Origin of the sequence: Gilliamella sp. CG25 (genome assembly GCF_046635705.1) — a bacterium.
In the GTDB taxonomy this organism is placed as follows: domain Bacteria; phylum Pseudomonadota; class Gammaproteobacteria; order Enterobacterales; family Orbaceae; genus Gilliamella; species Gilliamella apicola_I.
This window is the reverse complement of record NZ_JBIDFJ010000002.1, coordinates 148428-165830: the sequence shown is the minus strand read 5'-3', so window position 1 is coordinate 165830 and position 17403 is coordinate 148428. Positions and strand designations below refer to the sequence as shown.

The window sequence follows — 17403 nt, the reverse complement described above, 5'->3', positions numbered from 1 at the left end:
ATATCCTTCTATTTTAATGAGTATGACTCTGTTTGTTATTTGTGTTAGCGTGTTTTTTTGTTCGGTTAACACCACCACGCTTATTGGGTTGATTAGACCGATTTTGCGTGTTGTGATCGTTTTTCGATAGCCGTTTTTTAGGTGAAGATTTTGTTTTCGGCTCAGCTTTAATGGTTGGGTCAACGGCAAAACCATCGGTATGGATTTCGGGTATTGGTTTTTTGATTAACTTTTCAATGGCTTTTAATTGTGGCAGTTCGTCAACACAGACTAATGAAATCGCCTGCCCTTGATTTTGCGCTCGCCCTGTTCGACCAATTCGATGCACGTAATCTTCAGCAACCTGCGGTAATTCATAATTAACCACATAAGGCAATAGTTCAATATCCAATCCTCTGGCTGCAATGTCGGTGGCGACTAGTGCCCGAATTTGTCCGGTTTTAAAATCGGCTAAGGCTTTGGTGCGGGCGCCTTGGCTTTTGTTACCATGAATAGCTGAAGCTTTAATCCCGTCTTTAGTGAGTTGCTCAGCTAAATGGTTAGCGCCGTACTTAGTGCGAGTAAAAATTAGTACTTGTTGCCATTGGTTTTTACCAATTAAGTACGATAGTAATTCCCGTTTACGACGTTTATCTACTCGATGAACATATTGGGTAATTTGTGTTGATGTACTGTTGGTTCTGGCAACAGCAACCGTTTCAGGGGAATGTAAAATCGTTTCCGCCAGTGTTTTTATCTCATCTGAAAACGTTGCTGAAAACATTAAATTTTGACGTTTTTTAGGTAATTTTGCTATCACTCGCCGTATATCATGAATAAAACCCATATCTAACATGCGATCGGCTTCGTCTAAAACCAGCACTTTAACCGTTGCAAGATCAACAGCATTTTGGTGGACTAAATCGAGTAACCGTCCGGGTGTCGCGATCAGAATATCCACACCACCACGCAACTTCATCATTTGAGGATTAATGCTTACGCCACCAAAAACAACTAATGAACGAATTGCTAAATGACGGCTGTAATCACGGATGTTTTCACCAATTTGCGCAGCAAGTTCACGAGTTGGCGCTAAAATTAACGCATAAAGGGGGCGTTTCTTCTTTTTTGTTTCGGGGCGATTTGCCGTTTTGGCTTGTTGTTCAATCAGCTTTTGCAAAATTGGCAAACCAAACCCTGCCGTTTTACCAGTGCCCGTTTGTGCACTTGCCATAAGGTCTTTTCCCGATAAGATTACCGGAATGGCTTGCTGTTGAATGGGGGTAGGCTGAGTGTAGTGTTGTTCTTGTAGTGCTTTTAAAATCTTGGCATCTAAACCAAGAGAGTCAAATGACATGAAATGTTTCCTAAATAAACAAAAATTAAATTTTCGTTAGTTATTATAAAGCAATTCTATTACTTTTGTTTGATTATTTATTATCCCTGTTAATCAGATTGCGATGAAATCGTTCTGTTAAGATTTGTTTTAACAAAATTTCGTAAGTTTTTTGCTAAAAAATAGACTAGATGATATTTATTATCATTTGCATCTGTGCTACTATTCTTGCGCTAAAAATCGTTGTATTTACGACATTTTTGACACTATTTCCATCAATGATTTTTTTTTAAAAACTTTTGCATAACGGATTGCCCATGATAGTACATTTCAACCGCACCAAAAAATGGTTAATGGTTTTCGCATTAACCTCAGCTAGCCTTAATTGTTTCGCTAAAGATGATATCACTTTTGCTAACTTTCGCGATATTCGTGATCTTAACCCTCACCTCTATTCTGGTGAGATGTGGGCTCAAAATATGCTGTATGAATCTTTAGTCCATTATAACGAAGATGGCTCTTTTTCACCTTGGCTTGCGGAAAGCTGGACAATCAGTAATGAAGGAAAAACCTATACGTTCAAACTTCGACAAGATGTGACATTTAGCGACGGTACTAAATTCGATGCGCATAGCGCTAAATTAAATTGGGATGCCGTACTTTCAAATAAAGATCGTCATACTTGGCTTGAAATGGTGCGTTTAATTACCGATATTAAAGCGCTTGATGATTATACCCTACAAGTCAATCTGTCTGAACCTTACTATCCATTTTTGATTGAAATTGCCGTCACCCGCCCTATGCGTTTTATATCGCCTAATGCCATGAAAAATGGTGAAACCAAAAATGGCGTTAATTCTTATATTGGTACGGGGCCTTATGTGTTAAGTGATCATAAAAAAGATCAGTATGCCATTTTTACAGCCAATCCCACTTATTGGGGAAATAAACCGCAACTTAAAACCGTCACCATGAAGGTGATTGCGGATAATCAAAGCCGTTTGATGGCACTTGAAAAAGGTGAAATCGATCTGATTTATGGCAAAAATATGGTAGATGCCGATTCTTTCGAGCGTTTTTCGAAAATGGATAAGTTTCAGACATTGATGTCTAAACCTGTTTCAAGCCGTATCGTGTTGATGAATACGACTCGCCCGGCATTGAGTGATGTTAATGTGCGTCAGGCAATTGAGCATATTATTAATCAAAATGATATTTCAGAAGGAATTTTTAATCACAGTGAAGCACCGGCTGATACCCTAATGGCGACTAATATCCCTTATGCCAATATTGGATTAAAACCTTATCAATACGATACTAAATTAGCACAACGACTTTTGGATAAAGCAGGTTGGACAAAAGCAAACGGTCAACAATATCGCCAAAAAGACGGCAAACCGTTTGAAATCACACTGTATTATGATAGTAATACTGCTTCACAAAAAACTATCGCCCAATATATGCAAGATGAATTTGAACAAGTTGGATTAAAACTGAATATTCATGGTGAAGAAGAACAAGGCTATCGTGACCGCCAAAAAGCGGGTGATTTTGATATGGTATTCGATATTTCTTGGGGTACGCCTTATGATCCGCAATCCTTTTTATCCGGTATGAAATTACCAGTATATGGGGATTATATGGCACAACAAGGCTTAAAAGAAAAGCCTCAAATTGATGCCAGCATTAGCAAAGCATTGATTTCAACAGACGAGCAAGAACGCCAAGCCCTATATCGTTATGTGCTTGAAACATTGCATAAACAAGCGGTCTATATTCCTTTAACTTATGAACGCAATCGAGCTATTGCTATTAAATCTCTTAAAGGCATTGAGTTTGCTCCATCACAATTTGATATTCCTTTTGAGAAAATGCACTATTAATTGCGTTATAGTTAGTTAGTCATAATGTTACATTATATTTTTAAACGTTTATTGATGATGATACCGATTTTGATCGGTATCTCGTTCATTGCTTTTTTGCTGATCAACCTTGCCCCTTCTGATCCTGCTGAAGTTGCTTTACGCTTAAATGAGATTATGCCAACGCCTGTAGCCATCGAAAGTATGCGCCAAGAGTTGGGATTAAATGAGCCCTTTTGGTCTCGATATTTTAGTTGGTTATATCATGCTTTTCATCTGGATTTTGGACGTTCATTTGTTCATCGGGATCGATTAGTTTGGGATGAAATGATTCGTTGTTTAACCCCAACTTTACTTTTGGCTGTGTCATCATTTGTTCTTACTTTATTCGTTAGCTTAGTGCTAGGCGTGTTATGTGCTATTTTTGCTAACTCAGTCTTCGATCATGTTGTTCGAATCCTCATTTTTATTGGTACCGCCATGCCTAGTTATTGGCTTGGTTTGCTGTGTATTTGGTTTTTTGCTAATTATTTAGATCTGTTACCAACAAATGGTTATGGCCCATGGCAAAATCTTATTCTACCAACAATAACTTTATCTTTTGTTTATATTGCTACTTATATTCGCTTTATTCGTAATAATATGCTGGAAAATATGCAGAATTACTTTGTATTTTATGCACGTAGTCGAGGATTAAAGGAACGGGCGATTATTTTAAAACATGTCTTAGTTAATTCATTACATACCACCATTACCGCACTGGGTATGACAATTCCACAATTGATTGCCGGTTCGTTTGTTGTGGAATATATCTTTTCATGGCCGGGACTTGGGCGCTTATGTATAGCCGCTATCATGAATCGAGACTATCCTGTTATTCAAGCTTATATTTTAGTTATGGCGATTTTATTTGTCGTGTGTAATTTTATTGTTGATGTGGTGCATCAATGGCTGGATCCTCGATTACAAAATAGTGGGGATTTAGCATGAGTTTAGCAAGACAGTTGATGAAAAATAAAATGGCATTATGCTGTTTGATGATTATCACCATCATCATTCTATTGGGTATTTTTGCGCCCTATATTGCCCCATTTGATCCAAATAAAGTTCGTATTGTCCGCAAATATGCCAGTATCTCAGCTGAACATTGGCTAGGCTGTGATCATTTAGGTCGAGATATCTTTTCTCGTTTACTTTATGGAATCCGTTCGACCCTCTTTTTATCCTTACTAACCATGACAATTACCATTATCGTCGGTTCAATCATCGGGCTAATTTCAGGTTACCAACGAGGCAAACTTGATGAAGTTATTATGCGCCTTTGCGATATTATGCTCTCCTTCCCTAGTCAAGTCATGATTTTAGCGATTGTCGGAGTGCTAGGTGTGGGGATTGAAAACGTGATTATTGCTAATATCGTGGTGAAATGGGCATGGTACAGCCGAATGATCCGCAGTTCAGTGATTAAATACAGTCGAAAAAATTATATTTTATTTTCACGTGCCATTGGTGCACCACACAGCTTTATTATTCGCCGTCATTTGTTACCCAATATTATGTCGGAATTAGTGGTGTTAGCCACGCTCGATACAGGCTGGGTCATTTTGAATATTTCGGCGCTCTCTTTTATTGGATTGGGCGTGCAAGCACCAACTGCCGAATGGGGATTAATGCTTAGTGAAGCCAAGAATGTAATGATTCAACATCCAATGCAAATGGTCTATCCGGGGATAGCTATTTTAGTCGTCGTGGCGGCTTTTAATCTATTAGGTGACTGTTTGCGAGATATTTTAGATCCGAAGGAAAAAACACATGTGTAACCCCCTGTTAGAGGTTAAAAATCTCACGGTTAACCTTGATAATGGTCAAACTTTATTGGATAACATTTCGTTTAATGTTGAACATCACCAATGCGTAGGCATTGTCGGCGAAAGTGGTAGTGGTAAAAGTTTAACCAGTAAAGCGATCATGGGGTTATTAGAACCCTATTTTAAAGTCGAAGGTCAAATTCTTTTTAATCCTAGACAACCCCAGTTGAATCGACAAGTGAAAGGCGATCTTTTAACCCAATCAGCTGACACACTGCGTCAGATTCGGGGTAACACTATCGCGATCATTTTACAGCATCCAATGAGTGCTTTCGATCCGCTTTATCGTATAGGCAAACAAGTCATCGAAACATTACAAGCACACCTTCCCTTAAGCAAAAAAGATGCCGTTGCCAAAACACTAACCATGATTAAAGAAATCGGTTTAAATGATCCCAAACAGATTTATAATAAGTATCCTCATCAATTGAGTGGTGGAATGTTACAAAGAATCATGATCGGTATTGCATTAATGCTAAAACCCGAATTGATCATTGCTGATGAACCGACAACCGCTTTAGATTCGATTAGTCAGTTCCATATTTTGAAAATGTTTGAACAAATCAAGCAGCAATCAACTACCGCCATGATTTTTATTTCACACGATTTAGGCGTGATTCATCATATTGCCGATCATATTGTTGTCATGCAACAAGGTAAAATTGTTGAACAAGGCTGTCGAGATCATATCTTTTACCATGCTGAAAATGATTACACCCGTTATCTAATCAGCGCGCGCAAACAGTTATTAGCTAAATTTAATTCGGTGGTTTATCCTAAAATGTTTATTCCGACGTTGGAGAGTGCTTAAATGTCTGCATTATTGCAAGTTGAACAGGTAAGCAAATCCTTTTTACAACCTCATCAAGGTCTGTTTAGTCGCAAGAAGAACAAGGTCATTAATGATGTTTCTTTCTCGTTAAAACAGGGCGAATGTCTGGGTATTATTGGTGAAAGTGGCAGTGGCAAAAGCACTCTTGGAAAGCTTATTTTAGGTTTAGAAAAACCCGATACGGGTAAGATCCTATTTAACGGGCAAGATATTGCGAAACGAGCATGGAAATGCTCATCACAGCGACGCAATATTAGCGCTGTATTTCAAGATTATAATGCTTCGGTGAATCCTTATTTTACGGCTGCTAATATTATTGCTGAACCCCTTGATATTTACGAAAAGTTATCATCGACAGCACGAAAAAAACGAATAGATCAATTATTGGAACAAGTTGGATTAGATCATTCATTCTGTCAGCGGTTTGCTCATGAAATGAGTGGCGGTCAATTGCAACGAATTTGCATAGCCAGAGCGATTGCCTGTCATCCGCAATTTATTTTGTTTGATGAAGCAGTCAGTTCGTTAGATATTTCTGTTCAAACGCAGATTTTATCGTTATTGGCTGATTTACAAAAACAGTTAAATTTAACCAGTATTTTTATTACTCATGATTTAACCACGATTACGTATTTGTGCAATCGAGTGATGTTTTTTTATCAAGGAAGAATTGTAGAACAGGTTGACGATATTGCCCAATTGAGTAATGTCCGTCATGATTATTCCAAACAGCTTCTTGACTCTATATTAGGTTTTTAATCTATGACAACACAATCCGCCGTTAATAAACGTTATCGTTTTAACGATTATTTAGCATTGGTTATCCCTTTTATTATTTCAACTATTACAACCCCATTATTGGGCGTGGTTGATACTGCGTTGGTCGGTCATCTACCCAATCCTGCTTTTATTGCAGGCATTGCCGTTGGTGCGGTGATCTTTAATACCATTTATTGGTTATTTGGTTTTTTACGTGTGAGTACCACCGGATTTGCGGCACAAGCATTAGATGATCCCCTATTACTGCGTTCTTCGTTAATTCGCCCCCTGTTTATTGCGATTGTTTTAGGCATTTTATTTATTGTTTTTCAGCAATTTATTTTTGGTGCTTCAATGCAAATCATCAAACCAAATCAAGAAGTTAGGCATTATGCAGATATCTATTTTTCGATCCTAATTTGGGGAGCCCCGTTTGTACTGATTAACTATGTGCTGGTTGGTTGGTTAATGGGGATGTCCAAAATAAAAGCCGTGCTGTTTTTGCAAGTGTTGATTAATTTACTCAATATTATTATGGCGGTCATTTTTGTTTGGGGTTTTCATTGGGATATTCAAGGCGTGGCATTTGCAACACTTAGTGCGCAAGTGATTTGTACATTGTTAGGGATCGGGTTTATTGGTCGCTATTTACCCCAATCACAACAAAAAACGGATTTGAAATCGATCCTTTCTTGGCAGTCATTGAAAGGGGTAATTTTAGTTAATACTAATTTAATGATTCGAACTATTTGCCTGCTAGTTGTAACGAATCATTTTATTTCGATTGGTTCAAGTTTTAGTACTGAAGTATTGGCGGCCAATGCGGTACTGTTTCAAATCCATTACTTAATGGCGTATTTATTTGATGGCTTTGCTAATGCGTCAAGTGTCTTTAGTGGTAAAGCTAAAGGCACGCAAAATATGGCGTTATACCAACAAACCTTGCGTTGGTCACTGCAAGCGTGTGTGATTTGTCCGGTGATATTAATTGCAATCTGGTTTGCCTTTGATACCGCAATAATCCGATTATTAACCAATCAAAATGACATCATTAATCTTTGTCTACAATACCATTATTGGTTAGTTATCTTTCCGGTTGTGGTTGCTGGTGGATTGATCTATTACGGGGTGTTTTCAGGCATCAGTTATACATCTTCTATTCGTGATTCCATGATCCTTGCCCTTTTACTTTGGTTAATCGCTCAATCTATTTTTGTACCAATATGGGGCAATAACGGTTTGTGGTTTTCCTATATTTTATTTAGTTTAGGACGCACACTCTTTTTAGTGATTTGGATTAATCGTTCGAAACGATATCTTATGCGTTGATTTAACCAAACCAGCAGTAAATAGATTTCATTCTGTTTACTGTTCGCTCTAGAATTTTGTAAATTATTTTACTTTTTGCAATCGAATTTCTATTTCAATTCAACTCTTATATAATCATCTGTAATGTGAGTCAAAACAGGAATTAAATTCGATGAATAAAGGAAATAAAACCGTTATTGTGACTGGTGCTTCAAGTGGAATTGGTTTTGCGATAGCGAAAGCCTATCTTGAGCGAGGTTTCAATGTCGTTGCCAATGGTCGAGATAAAGCTCGTTTAGAACAAGCAGCGATTAAATTAGGCGAACCTGATAATTTATTACTTGTAGCTGGGGACATTGCAAAGCCGCAAACGGCAGAATTGCTTTTTTCACACGCTATTGCAAGATTTGGTAAAGTCGATATTTTAGTGAATAATGCAGGCATATTTATATCTAAACCCGCCGTTGAGTATACGCAAGATGATTTAAACACCCTAATTGATACCAACCTTAAAGGGTTTTTCTACCCTGCTCAGACAGCGGCTAAACATATGATAGCCAATCAGTCAGGGCATATCATTAATATTACTGCTGCCATTGCTATGCAACCTAATTTGACTGTACCAGCTTTATTACCGATTATGATCAAAGGCGGTATTAATAGTGCCATTAAAGGTTTAGCATTAGAATTAGCATCAAGCCATGTTATGGTTAACGGTATTGCACCTGGCATTATTGAGACCCCAATGCATCCTACCGATCCCCAAGTTCAAGCAGTGTTAAAATCTATGGCTCCTGTCAATCGGATTGGGCAGGTTCAAGATATTATCAATGCCGTCATGTATTTAACGGATTCTAATTTTGTTACCGGTACAATTATGGTCGTTGACGGTGGCTCAACGGCAGGCAAATGGTAGATAGATTCAGCACTGATGACTTATTGAAACTGCCAGTAAACTGGCAGTATTCAAATTTAAATGAAGTTTAGAATCGGTATGAAACACTTGCTTTAAAGTTTCGGGCGAGTCCATAGGTGTTTTCGCCTAAATAAAGTCGATAATCTTTATTAAATAGATTATCAACGGTTAGCTTAATTTCGGCTTTAGGCAGAAAAGTCGGTTGCCAACTCGCAAAAAGATTGTGTATTGAATACCCCGACGATCGCCCTAATCCATAAGCGCCCAGATCTTTTATACCATCATGGTTTCTGTCTTCTAGTCCTGTGCGATCTTGTTTTCGTACAAATTGGGCATTCCACCCTGCTCTCACATTCCAGTCCGGAATTTTAAACCCCGTTGTTAATGTTGCGGTGCGTGGTGCAATCGTTGCGACATAGGTCTTATGATGCATCCATGGTGCTTGTGGTGCTGTATCTCGTTCTCCTTTTTGGATTGAGTAGGTCGCACTTGCAAACCAATATTTACTGTCATAAAACGTTTCAAGTTCAAAACCTTTGACAATCATTTTACCCGGAATATTACGATAATTTGCCTGCCCAAGCGGACACGCTTTGCCTGGACCGCATATTGATCCATTGAATCCTCGAGTAACAAAAATCTCATCGGTGACACGCTGTCTAAATAACGTGCTACGAACTTGTAACTTATCATTTTCGAGTATTAAATTATTAAAATCGAGAATATTCCCAATTCGAATTGATAAATTCCGCTCTTTTTTCAAATGACGGCTGGTTGCCGAAATTTTACCGCTTCCTCCATTTTTAGGAGTGAACTGGACTTCATAGCTTTCATCAATTGTTGGCGCTTGCCATGCATAACTGATATCCCCAAAAAATCCGACATTTTGGGTGGTTTGCCAATAGGATCCAAAGCGTGGTGTCCAACCTGAATAGGTCACGGGTGAATAGTCATGACCATAACGAGGATCGGGATCGTTATACGCTGAAGCATAATTCTTTTTACCGTGATTTCGGACATAATCATATCGAAGGCTGGGTGATAAGACAAAATCACTAATCGAAAGTTCATCTTGAATATAAAAACTATAAGTTTGCTGTTTACCAGAAGGCATGTAAGCCGGTTGGAAATAACCATTGTGATAATTTGGCTTTTTAGCATAATTTTTGTAATACATTAACGTATCACGATCATGTAGATGTGCTTGTAACCCAATTTTTAATGCATTATCGACAGCGCCGGTGCTAAAAATACTGACATTTTCAAGCTCGATAGTTTTATCGGTATAGCTAACCCAACTTTCATTACCCATTGTCCCTAATGAAGCCACCGGATTGTATTTATTAGGACGAGTATCATGTTGTTTGGTTTTGGAATAAGTGGTGTGTAACGTCAAATTAATTAACGGATTATAAGTTGGCTGATAATTCCATTTAAATTGGGCGGATTCATCTTGTTGATCACGTTTTACCAATTTTCTTAACCAAGCTGCTTTATATCCATATTTTTTAATTTGTGCAGCGGTTGGAGGTGTCATTTTTTCGACATATTTGGCAGCCCAAGGTTGCCATGAATCTCGTTTTGAACGTATACCTGATAGAGTAAAAGTGTGTTCTTCATTGGGTCTAAAATTGAGTTTCGCCATGTAGGAATCCATGTCATCTTCTGAAAACTCAAATCTTGAGCCATCGGGGCGTTTAAAATTACCGCTGTCTCGGTTGGTGTAATAAATAAGACCATCAAACATGTCATCTTGTGTTCGACCATAAACTGCACCAGTCACCATATTTTGATGATTGTTTGAATGAAAACTGTATTTGATTAATGCGCCAAGGTATTGATTGGGGTCAAGCAGATCAATCGCGTCTTTAGTCTCCATTTTTATCACGCCACCAAAGCCGCCATTTCCAAACTTCACATCGTGTGGACCTTTGTTAACTTCAACTTGTTTAAGAAGTTCTGGTTCAACAAAAATCGATCCTTGTTGATATTTTTGGAATCCTTTTTGTGCACCATCTACAATAATTTTGACATCTTCAACTTTACCAAAACCCCATATATTTAAGGTTTGCCCCCCTGGCCTAACTGAACCAGCAGCACTCACACCGGGTAAAGTATTGAGCAATTCGGCAACATTATCGGACTGTTTTTGTTCTATTAGCCCTGATGAAAGTGTTGATCGTCCCGCAATAACACTATTTATTTTTTTTAATTCATCTTGCGTTGATGAGCCGGCAATGACAGTAATCACATCGTCTATATCGTCACGATTGACCATATTGTTCTTCGTTAATGGTTTATTCGGTTTATCAATATTTTGCTTTGTATCTTTATCTTCAAGCACAGACTCAGCTTGTGAAGAAAAACTCATAAAGAGTAATAAGATACTTACCTTTTTATAACTCATGTTTCATTCCTTCATAAAAAACAATTAAATCATTTAACACATCTCTAAATTTAACCTTACAAATAATAATGATAATCATTATCAAATATAGGTTTGGCAAGTATATTGGGTTTGTCAAAAAATAGACAGAAAAATATGTATAAATTTTGGTTGAAAACGTTAACAAAATTATTTTTATTTAACGGTTAAAACAACCTAGTGTTTTCATGTTTATTATCAAAATAAAGCAACGAAATGGAGAGTGATGTTAAAAACGTCGTATCGATTTGATGTTAATTTTCAGGTTCCCTATCAGATAAACAGGAAACCTGAATGAAAAAATTATGTCAGTTCAACATGAACTTTTTTACTATTGTAAATAGTTTCATTAGATTATTTTTTGTTCCATTCGTTTTAAGCCCGTTTTAAACTTTGACATTTCAAACGACTATTTTGAGCCTAATTTTATGCCTTGTATTTGCAGACAAGGCATATTGTAATTATTGTGGAATTAGCGACATGACAACTGTTTCGAAAGGCTCAAGAGTGATTAATGCCATTTTTTCCACACTCGTTGGTTTTTGCGCATAAGCTTCACTGTGATAATCAATGTTGATTTTAAAATGTGAACTTGCCTTTGCCGGCAACTCTAAATCATTTTGTAAATCCAGATAATAAATTTGCGGTTTATCTGACGGATTGCGTAAAGTAATAATGGATTTATCTTGCGTCCATCCCGCCCAACCATATACCCCTAATTTTGTGGGATCTTTACCAATCCAATGGGTATCGAATAATACGTTTTGGTTATCTCTTGCCCAATTAGCAGCCGATGCTAACGTATCCCAATTGTTTGTTGTCATCAGTTCAGGCGTAATGTACATTTCTTGTAATTGTGTTCCTGTTGCAAAGTAACTCCAAACTTGATCAGCAAAGTCATTTTCGGTTTCTTGTTGCAAATGTTTTGCTTGTTTAGCGTATACAATACCATGCAGCATAAGTGAATTTAATGGAAACAAAGGACCTTTTAAAACAATAGAACGATAGGTTTCCGCATCACGATAAGTTAACCACTGTTGAACTTTACTACCGGGTCCATAATAATTGACATCATCGCCACCTCGCCAGATAGAGTCGGCATAAAATAACCAAGACGGCGTCGCTTGTGTACCGGTTGTTAGATTAATATATAAATGATCATTAGCTTTACGCATATCTTGGATCAAATGAATTGCAGCATCAAAATCACTGGTAAATTGGCTGCCGGCGATCACTTTATCTGCATTACCTGTTCCATCGAGTTTGAACATGGTAATGTTCTGATTTTGGATTAATTCTAAAATTCGTTTATGAAAATTAGCATAGTATTTAGGGCCTGATAAGGCGAGTTTGCCATCCATGGTTTCATAACCCAGTTTTAATGCATTGGCAACACGAGTATCACGTGGTTTATTGTACCCTCCCCAAGGTGACAACCAAATACCCAGCGCGGCGTGATATTTTTCAGATGCGGTTTTTAATTTTTTAAATTCACTCGGAAAATTATCACCAAATCCCCAGTTACCCGTTAAATTATCCCAACCGTCATCAAATAGATAACCATCTAGGGTAACATGACGTTTTTCAACTAATTCTTGACCATATTGTTCGATTCGTAACAGGGCTTCCTTTTCAGTATAGGGATTAAAAAATCCGATATCTAGCCAAGAATTATAATGTAAGTACGGGCTATATGGTCGCTGGCGAACTTGATTAATAAATTCATTTACATGGCGTCTTAATTGCCCTTTTTCATAAGTGCCAATATAGGTTTTGTAACTCAAGGTATGATTGACTTGTAACGGGATAGCTTGCGGAATTTTTTGCAACACACCACCTTCATAGGCAACGGTATTGGTTAATGGATTTTCGGGAATGATAAAAAAGGTATCACTAATAATCGGCGAACTGACAACAGAGCCGTAAACAAATGGCGCTTGAGAATGAAATGGCATTATAGAAACGTCTGACATTGAAAGTGCCTGTTTTTTAGGGGTGATTTGCAGTTCATAACTGGCAAAATGTTTATCATCATTGAGAATCAATAGGGTTTGAATCGCAATATCATGACCACTGAAATTTAAATAAATTTGATTGTCTTTTTGTTGTAAATTATCTAAGTGGAAATCTTTATCGGTCAATTTTTTCCCCGAATTTAGCGTGATCTCAAATAGCGTATTAACAGTGATTGAATCATTAGTTACGGGATTAGTAATATTAAACGATGTGACGTTTTGTTGTTTGCCACTATCAGATAGCGTGATTTGGGTATGCTGCCCTGTTAATTGATATTCTTTAGCCCACACCGCATCAACAGACAAACCAAATGCGCTGAGTAACCCAATTGTGATCCAATTTTTGACATACGTTTTCATTACGACCTCCTGATTGATAAAAATTCGACAAAAGAATTGACCGAAACATGAATATCAGTATAGGTATTTGAGTGATGATAAATTGTGATCTTGATTGCAGATTACAGGTGGATTGAAATTGTTAAAAAAAGCTTTTATTTGTCTCAAAATGAAAAGCTAATTTGGCTTCATGTTGAAATACAATGCTATTTTTTGCCTAAAATAGAGATATGATTGTTTGTACCGAGTTCAACAATGAAAGATCGTTGATAATTAGACAGCGAATTTGCTTTTATTATCTGATGTGACAAAGATCGCATTTTTGATAAATGCTTGCCAATTTGAATGCGTAGTTCAACAAAAATTCAGTTGTTGTCAATGCTATAATGATTTTAAGTGATAAATTTAAGCAAAATAGTGATATGGATAATAAATCCAAGGTATTTTCCATTTAGATGCTGTCAATAAATGAGCTATTTGAACTAAATAATTAATCGAATAATTTGAATTGAATCGAAATACAATGATAACTGTTTGTATCTATTGGCATGAATATTACCTTCTTTGAATTTGTTGATTTCTGATATGCTATCTGTTCGTTATTGCTTAATGAATAATGACACTATGCAACAAATCAAAGATAATTTAGAAAAAAATCAGATAGCTATTTATTTTTCTGTGGTGATGATAGCTATTGGTCTGGTATTTTGTTTAGACAACACCTCAATATTCGACATGTTTATCAATCCAGTATTAGCATTCATGTTGTTTGTCACTTTCTTACAAGTTCCTGTGACTGAGATTAAACAGTTTTGGTCTTATAAGCGATTTATATTGGCATTACTTATAACAAATTTTGTTATTATACCTGTTGGGGTTGGATTATTAGCGCTATTTCTACCTTCCGAACCTTTCATTAGACTGGGCGTATTACTTGTGTTACTTGCCCCTTGTATTGATTATGTTGTCACTTTTTCTCATCTTGGACGTGCAGATGCCCGTTTATTATTGATGGCAACACCTTTATTATTGTTGTTACAAATGTGTTTACTACCTGTTTACTTAACTTTTATGATTGGCGAACAGGTCAACCAGCTCATTCACCTCCAACCCTTTATCCATGCTTTTATTTGGTTAATGGTCATTCCTTTCTGTTTAGCTACCTTAATGCAAGTCTGGGCTGTACGAAATCACACAGGCAAAAAAATGATATATGGGTTAAATATGTTACCCATTCCAGCCACGGCATTAACGCTTTTTATCGTTATTTTGGCAGTTCTACCTCAGCTGAAAGGTAATTTATCAGTCGTATTATCCGTTATTCCATTTTATATAATTTTTGCTATTGTCGCCCCTTTAGTTGGATGGTTTGTCGGTCGTTGTTTTCATGTTTCCGTCGCAGGAAGTCGAGCGATAGCTTTTAGTGCTGCTACTCGAAATGCGCTAGTCATTTTACCTTTAGCGTTAGCCATACCTAATGCAATACCCATTTTACCGGCAATCATCGTAACACAAACACTTATCGAATTAATCAGCGAGCTAGTTTATATTTATGTTATTGCTAAACTAAAATGAATGCTAAAAGACAATGGGCTATATGCCCATTTCCTTTTTTTATTGCTCAATCAATTTTAATTTAGCGATCACTGGAATATGGTCGCTTACAAGTGGCCATTTGATACCATTCCACTCATTGCCATCATTGGGAATAATGAATTGCTCAACTTGCCATATTTGATTTCGACTTGTAAAAATATGATCTAAATCTAATCCAGGATTTCCTGCTGGCCAAGTGCGAGTATCGACATTTTCTTGTTTTACCAATGTCCAGTATTTTTCAAGCTCTTTAATCACTCTATCATTTTTAACAGAATTAAAATCGCCTAATAAGACCATAATTCCAGATACTAAATTTGGAAATTCATCATCTAAGTCCAGATCATCAAACACAATACTATTAATAAAACGTGCTTGTGACATTCTTACCTCATCTTCTTCATGCCAATCAAAATGAGTATTAAACACATAAATTGGCGAATCAAAACCCGGCACATTAATTTGACTTAACATCAGGGATCGTTGTTCAAAATCCCCAGAGGGTAACAAAAAAGTTTTACTTTTTACTATAGGGTATTTAGACAATATGGCATTACCGTAATTACCGCCTTTCATGTCCGTTGCTTTGCCAAACAGATAGTACATGCCCGTTTTTTCTGCTATCACTTTTGCTTGATCTAAGCCATCACTACGTGTGGTATTTTGATCGACTTCTTCAAGAGTTATGATATCCGCATCCATTGCTTTAATCGCATTAGCAACTAAATCTAAATTAACCTTATGCTTTCTAAGCCCGCCTGCAATGTTGAAATTTGCAATGGTAATTTCTGGTTGATCTTTATCGGTATACACTTTATTCGGCGAATGTTGATATTGTGATATCACTAAATCTTCTGTTGCCAATGCATATGAAAATAACGAAAACAAACCCACTATAGTCAGTAGTAAACAATTTTTCTTCATATCTTTATCCTACAACTTTTTTGATTTCATCAATTCGAGTTAGATTATTCGAAGCTCTTTTTGATATTAATTGAATTTAAATGGACATGTCGCGATCACAATCACAACTTAATGATTATCATTGGAAAATACTGTCATATAAAAATGACTGATAAAAGCCATGCAGTGATACATGGCTTTCACTATTATGGTTGTGATGATTTATTTTTAATAATCATTTGTACAGGATAATGATCAGAGTAATTATCCGTAAAATCGTCTTTTAAGACTTTAACCTCAATAACGTCGTTTTTTAATGGGGGGGATATATAAATATAATCATAACGCAGCGGTGTTGAAGCTTGATCGTAAAATACTTTGGTTGGCGCTGTCGCAATAAATTCTTTATTTGTAATTTTCAACGCATCAATAAACCCTGCATCCAATAAATTTTGTTGAACGGTATAACTTAATTGTCCATTAACAAGATTTTCTAATATCGGTCTTTGTTTCTGTTTTTCTTTGATATCGTTTAACAGATTACTTTTATCGTAGGTTTCTTTATCCGCAGGTGAAAAAGAGTTTAAATCACCAGCAATAATCCATTTACCATTTGGATCACGGCTATATTTGATAGAATCGATAATTAAGTTCATTTCATCAATTCTTTTTTCTGTCCAAAATGGATTCATATGGGTAATAACAAAATGATAATTGCCAATATCAGCATACAGCGCACCATGCCATAGATTATCCACGACTTTATCAACATTGACTATAGGATATTTTGACGTTATGGCGACAGGGAAAAAAGCGGCATCATCAGGTTTTTCTTTCAATAATACCGCATATTTATGACCATAACTTGCGGCAAATTTTTCAAGCTTTTCACGAGTAAAAAAATTCATTTCTTGCCAGGCAATAATATCGGCATCTTGTGCTTTTGCCCATTCGATAAATTTCTGTTTTCCGTCTGTTTCGTCTAATTTCATACCATTATAGACATTGTAACTAATGATTTTAAGGTCTTTCACATCGTCAATTGAAGCAAAAACAGTTGAAGTACTTAGGATAAAACTACTGATAATGGCTGCTAATTTTAATTTCCTTTTAATCATAATGATATACCTTTCTTTAATTAAGATTGGTTATTAGTATGAGGTTGATTGAGGTTTAAAAAAATATTTTTTTCTGATTTTTGTGATGTATATCAATATATTTTTATCTAGGTTGTTGTTTTTTATGACGAATCAGTCAGCAATCAA

General features: G+C 36.5%; 13 protein-coding genes. 8 read left to right on the top strand and 5 right to left on the bottom strand.

From position 1 onward, the window contains the following. Positions 1-13: 13 nt before the first annotated feature. Positions 14-1336, bottom strand: coding sequence for a DEAD/DEAH box helicase (locus ACGH6P_RS02235; RefSeq protein ID WP_411596624.1), 1323 nt, complete (start codon positions 1334-1336; stop codon positions 14-16). Between the two features lie 296 nt (positions 1337-1632). Here ACGH6P_RS02235 and nikA point away from each other — a divergent pair, with 296 nt between their 5' ends. The 7 genes from nikA to ACGH6P_RS02200 all read left to right on the top strand — a co-directional run bounded on the left by nikA (position 1633) and on the right by ACGH6P_RS02200 (position 8860). Next, positions 1633-3198, top strand: a complete 1566-nt coding sequence (gene nikA / locus ACGH6P_RS02230; protein ID WP_411596623.1) for a nickel ABC transporter substrate-binding protein — start codon at positions 1633-1635, stop codon at positions 3196-3198. 24 nt (positions 3199-3222) lie between these two features. Continuing rightward, on the top strand, positions 3223-4167 hold the full coding sequence (opp1B, locus tag ACGH6P_RS02225) for a nickel/cobalt ABC transporter permease (RefSeq protein WP_411596622.1): 945 nt from the start codon (positions 3223-3225) through the stop codon (positions 4165-4167). Further along, positions 4164-4997 carry a nickel/cobalt ABC transporter permease gene (gene opp1C, locus ACGH6P_RS02220; protein WP_411596621.1) on the top strand — a complete coding sequence of 278 codons (834 nt, stop codon included), beginning with the start codon at positions 4164-4166 and terminating at the stop codon, positions 4995-4997. The genes opp1B and opp1C overlap by 4 nt, the downstream gene beginning before the upstream one ends. Beyond that, positions 4990-5856 carry an ABC transporter ATP-binding protein gene (locus tag ACGH6P_RS02215; RefSeq protein WP_411596620.1) on the top strand — a complete coding sequence of 289 codons (867 nt, stop codon included), beginning with the start codon at positions 4990-4992 and terminating at the stop codon, positions 5854-5856. The genes opp1C and ACGH6P_RS02215 overlap by 8 nt, the downstream gene beginning before the upstream one ends. Beyond that, a complete protein-coding gene (locus tag ACGH6P_RS02210) occupies positions 5857-6636 on the top strand; it encodes an ABC transporter ATP-binding protein (protein WP_267359697.1) in 780 nt (259 codons plus the stop codon). It abuts the gene before it with no gap. 3 nt (positions 6637-6639) lie between these two features. Beyond that, entirely contained in the window at positions 6640-7965 is a 1326-nt protein-coding gene (locus tag ACGH6P_RS02205) for an MATE family efflux transporter (RefSeq protein WP_411596619.1), read from the top strand. A 151-nt stretch (positions 7966-8116) separates the two neighbouring features. Continuing rightward, complete coding sequence (locus ACGH6P_RS02200; protein WP_220217252.1) at positions 8117-8860, top strand: SDR family NAD(P)-dependent oxidoreductase; 744 nt, start codon at positions 8117-8119, stop codon at positions 8858-8860. Between the two features lie 67 nt (positions 8861-8927). Here ACGH6P_RS02200 and ACGH6P_RS02195 read toward each other — a convergent pair whose 3' ends face one another. Continuing rightward, entirely contained in the window at positions 8928-11267 is a 2340-nt protein-coding gene (locus ACGH6P_RS02195; RefSeq protein ID WP_411596618.1) for a TonB-dependent hemoglobin/transferrin/lactoferrin family receptor, read from the bottom strand. A 479-nt stretch (positions 11268-11746) separates the two neighbouring features. Further along, positions 11747-13660 carry an enterotoxin gene (locus ACGH6P_RS02190; RefSeq protein WP_411596617.1) on the bottom strand — a complete coding sequence of 638 codons (1914 nt, stop codon included), beginning with the start codon at positions 13658-13660 and terminating at the stop codon, positions 11747-11749. A 603-nt stretch (positions 13661-14263) separates the two neighbouring features. On the opposite strand from ACGH6P_RS02190, the gene ACGH6P_RS02185 reads away from it, so the two are divergent. Then, positions 14264-15214, top strand: coding sequence for an arsenic resistance protein (locus ACGH6P_RS02185; protein ID WP_411596616.1), 951 nt, complete (start codon positions 14264-14266; stop codon positions 15212-15214). A 39-nt stretch (positions 15215-15253) separates the two neighbouring features. Here the strand turns inward: ACGH6P_RS02185 and ACGH6P_RS02180 are convergent, their stop codons facing one another. Further along, on the bottom strand, positions 15254-16159 hold the full coding sequence (locus tag ACGH6P_RS02180; RefSeq protein WP_411596615.1) for an endonuclease/exonuclease/phosphatase family protein: 906 nt from the start codon (positions 16157-16159) through the stop codon (positions 15254-15256). 185 nt (positions 16160-16344) lie between these two features. Continuing rightward, entirely contained in the window at positions 16345-17256 is a 912-nt protein-coding gene (locus ACGH6P_RS02175; protein WP_411596614.1) for an endonuclease/exonuclease/phosphatase family protein, read from the bottom strand. Between the last annotated feature and the right edge of the window lie 147 nt (positions 17257-17403).

Excerpts from the sequence above, each read along its gene's own strand:
- ACGH6P_RS02175 (WP_411596614.1), bottom strand. The coding sequence starts at position 17,256 with ATGATTAAAAGGAAATTAAAATTAGCAGCCATTATCAGTAGTTTTATC.
- ACGH6P_RS02185 (WP_411596616.1), top strand. The coding sequence starts at position 14,264 with ATGCAACAAATCAAAGATAATTTAGAAAAAAATCAGATAGCTATTTAT.
- ACGH6P_RS02180 (WP_411596615.1), bottom strand. The coding sequence starts at position 16,159 with ATGAAGAAAAATTGTTTACTACTGACTATAGTGGGTTTGTTTTCGTTA.
- nikA (WP_411596623.1), top strand. The coding sequence starts at position 1,633 with ATGATAGTACATTTCAACCGCACCAAAAAATGGTTAATGGTTTTCGCA.
- ACGH6P_RS02190 (WP_411596617.1), bottom strand. The coding sequence starts at position 13,660 with ATGAAAACGTATGTCAAAAATTGGATCACAATTGGGTTACTCAGCGCA.
- ACGH6P_RS02205 (WP_411596619.1), top strand. The coding sequence starts at position 6,640 with ATGACAACACAATCCGCCGTTAATAAACGTTATCGTTTTAACGATTAT.
- opp1B (WP_411596622.1), top strand. The coding sequence starts at position 3,223 with ATGTTACATTATATTTTTAAACGTTTATTGATGATGATACCGATTTTG.
- ACGH6P_RS02210 (WP_267359697.1), top strand. The coding sequence starts at position 5,857 with ATGTCTGCATTATTGCAAGTTGAACAGGTAAGCAAATCCTTTTTACAA.
- ACGH6P_RS02235 (WP_411596624.1), bottom strand. The coding sequence starts at position 1,336 with ATGTCATTTGACTCTCTTGGTTTAGATGCCAAGATTTTAAAAGCACTA.
- ACGH6P_RS02200 (WP_220217252.1), top strand. The coding sequence starts at position 8,117 with ATGAATAAAGGAAATAAAACCGTTATTGTGACTGGTGCTTCAAGTGGA.
- opp1C (WP_411596621.1), top strand. The coding sequence starts at position 4,164 with ATGAGTTTAGCAAGACAGTTGATGAAAAATAAAATGGCATTATGCTGT.
- ACGH6P_RS02215 (WP_411596620.1), top strand. The coding sequence starts at position 4,990 with ATGTGTAACCCCCTGTTAGAGGTTAAAAATCTCACGGTTAACCTTGAT.
- ACGH6P_RS02195 (WP_411596618.1), bottom strand. The coding sequence starts at position 11,267 with ATGAGTTATAAAAAGGTAAGTATCTTATTACTCTTTATGAGTTTTTCT.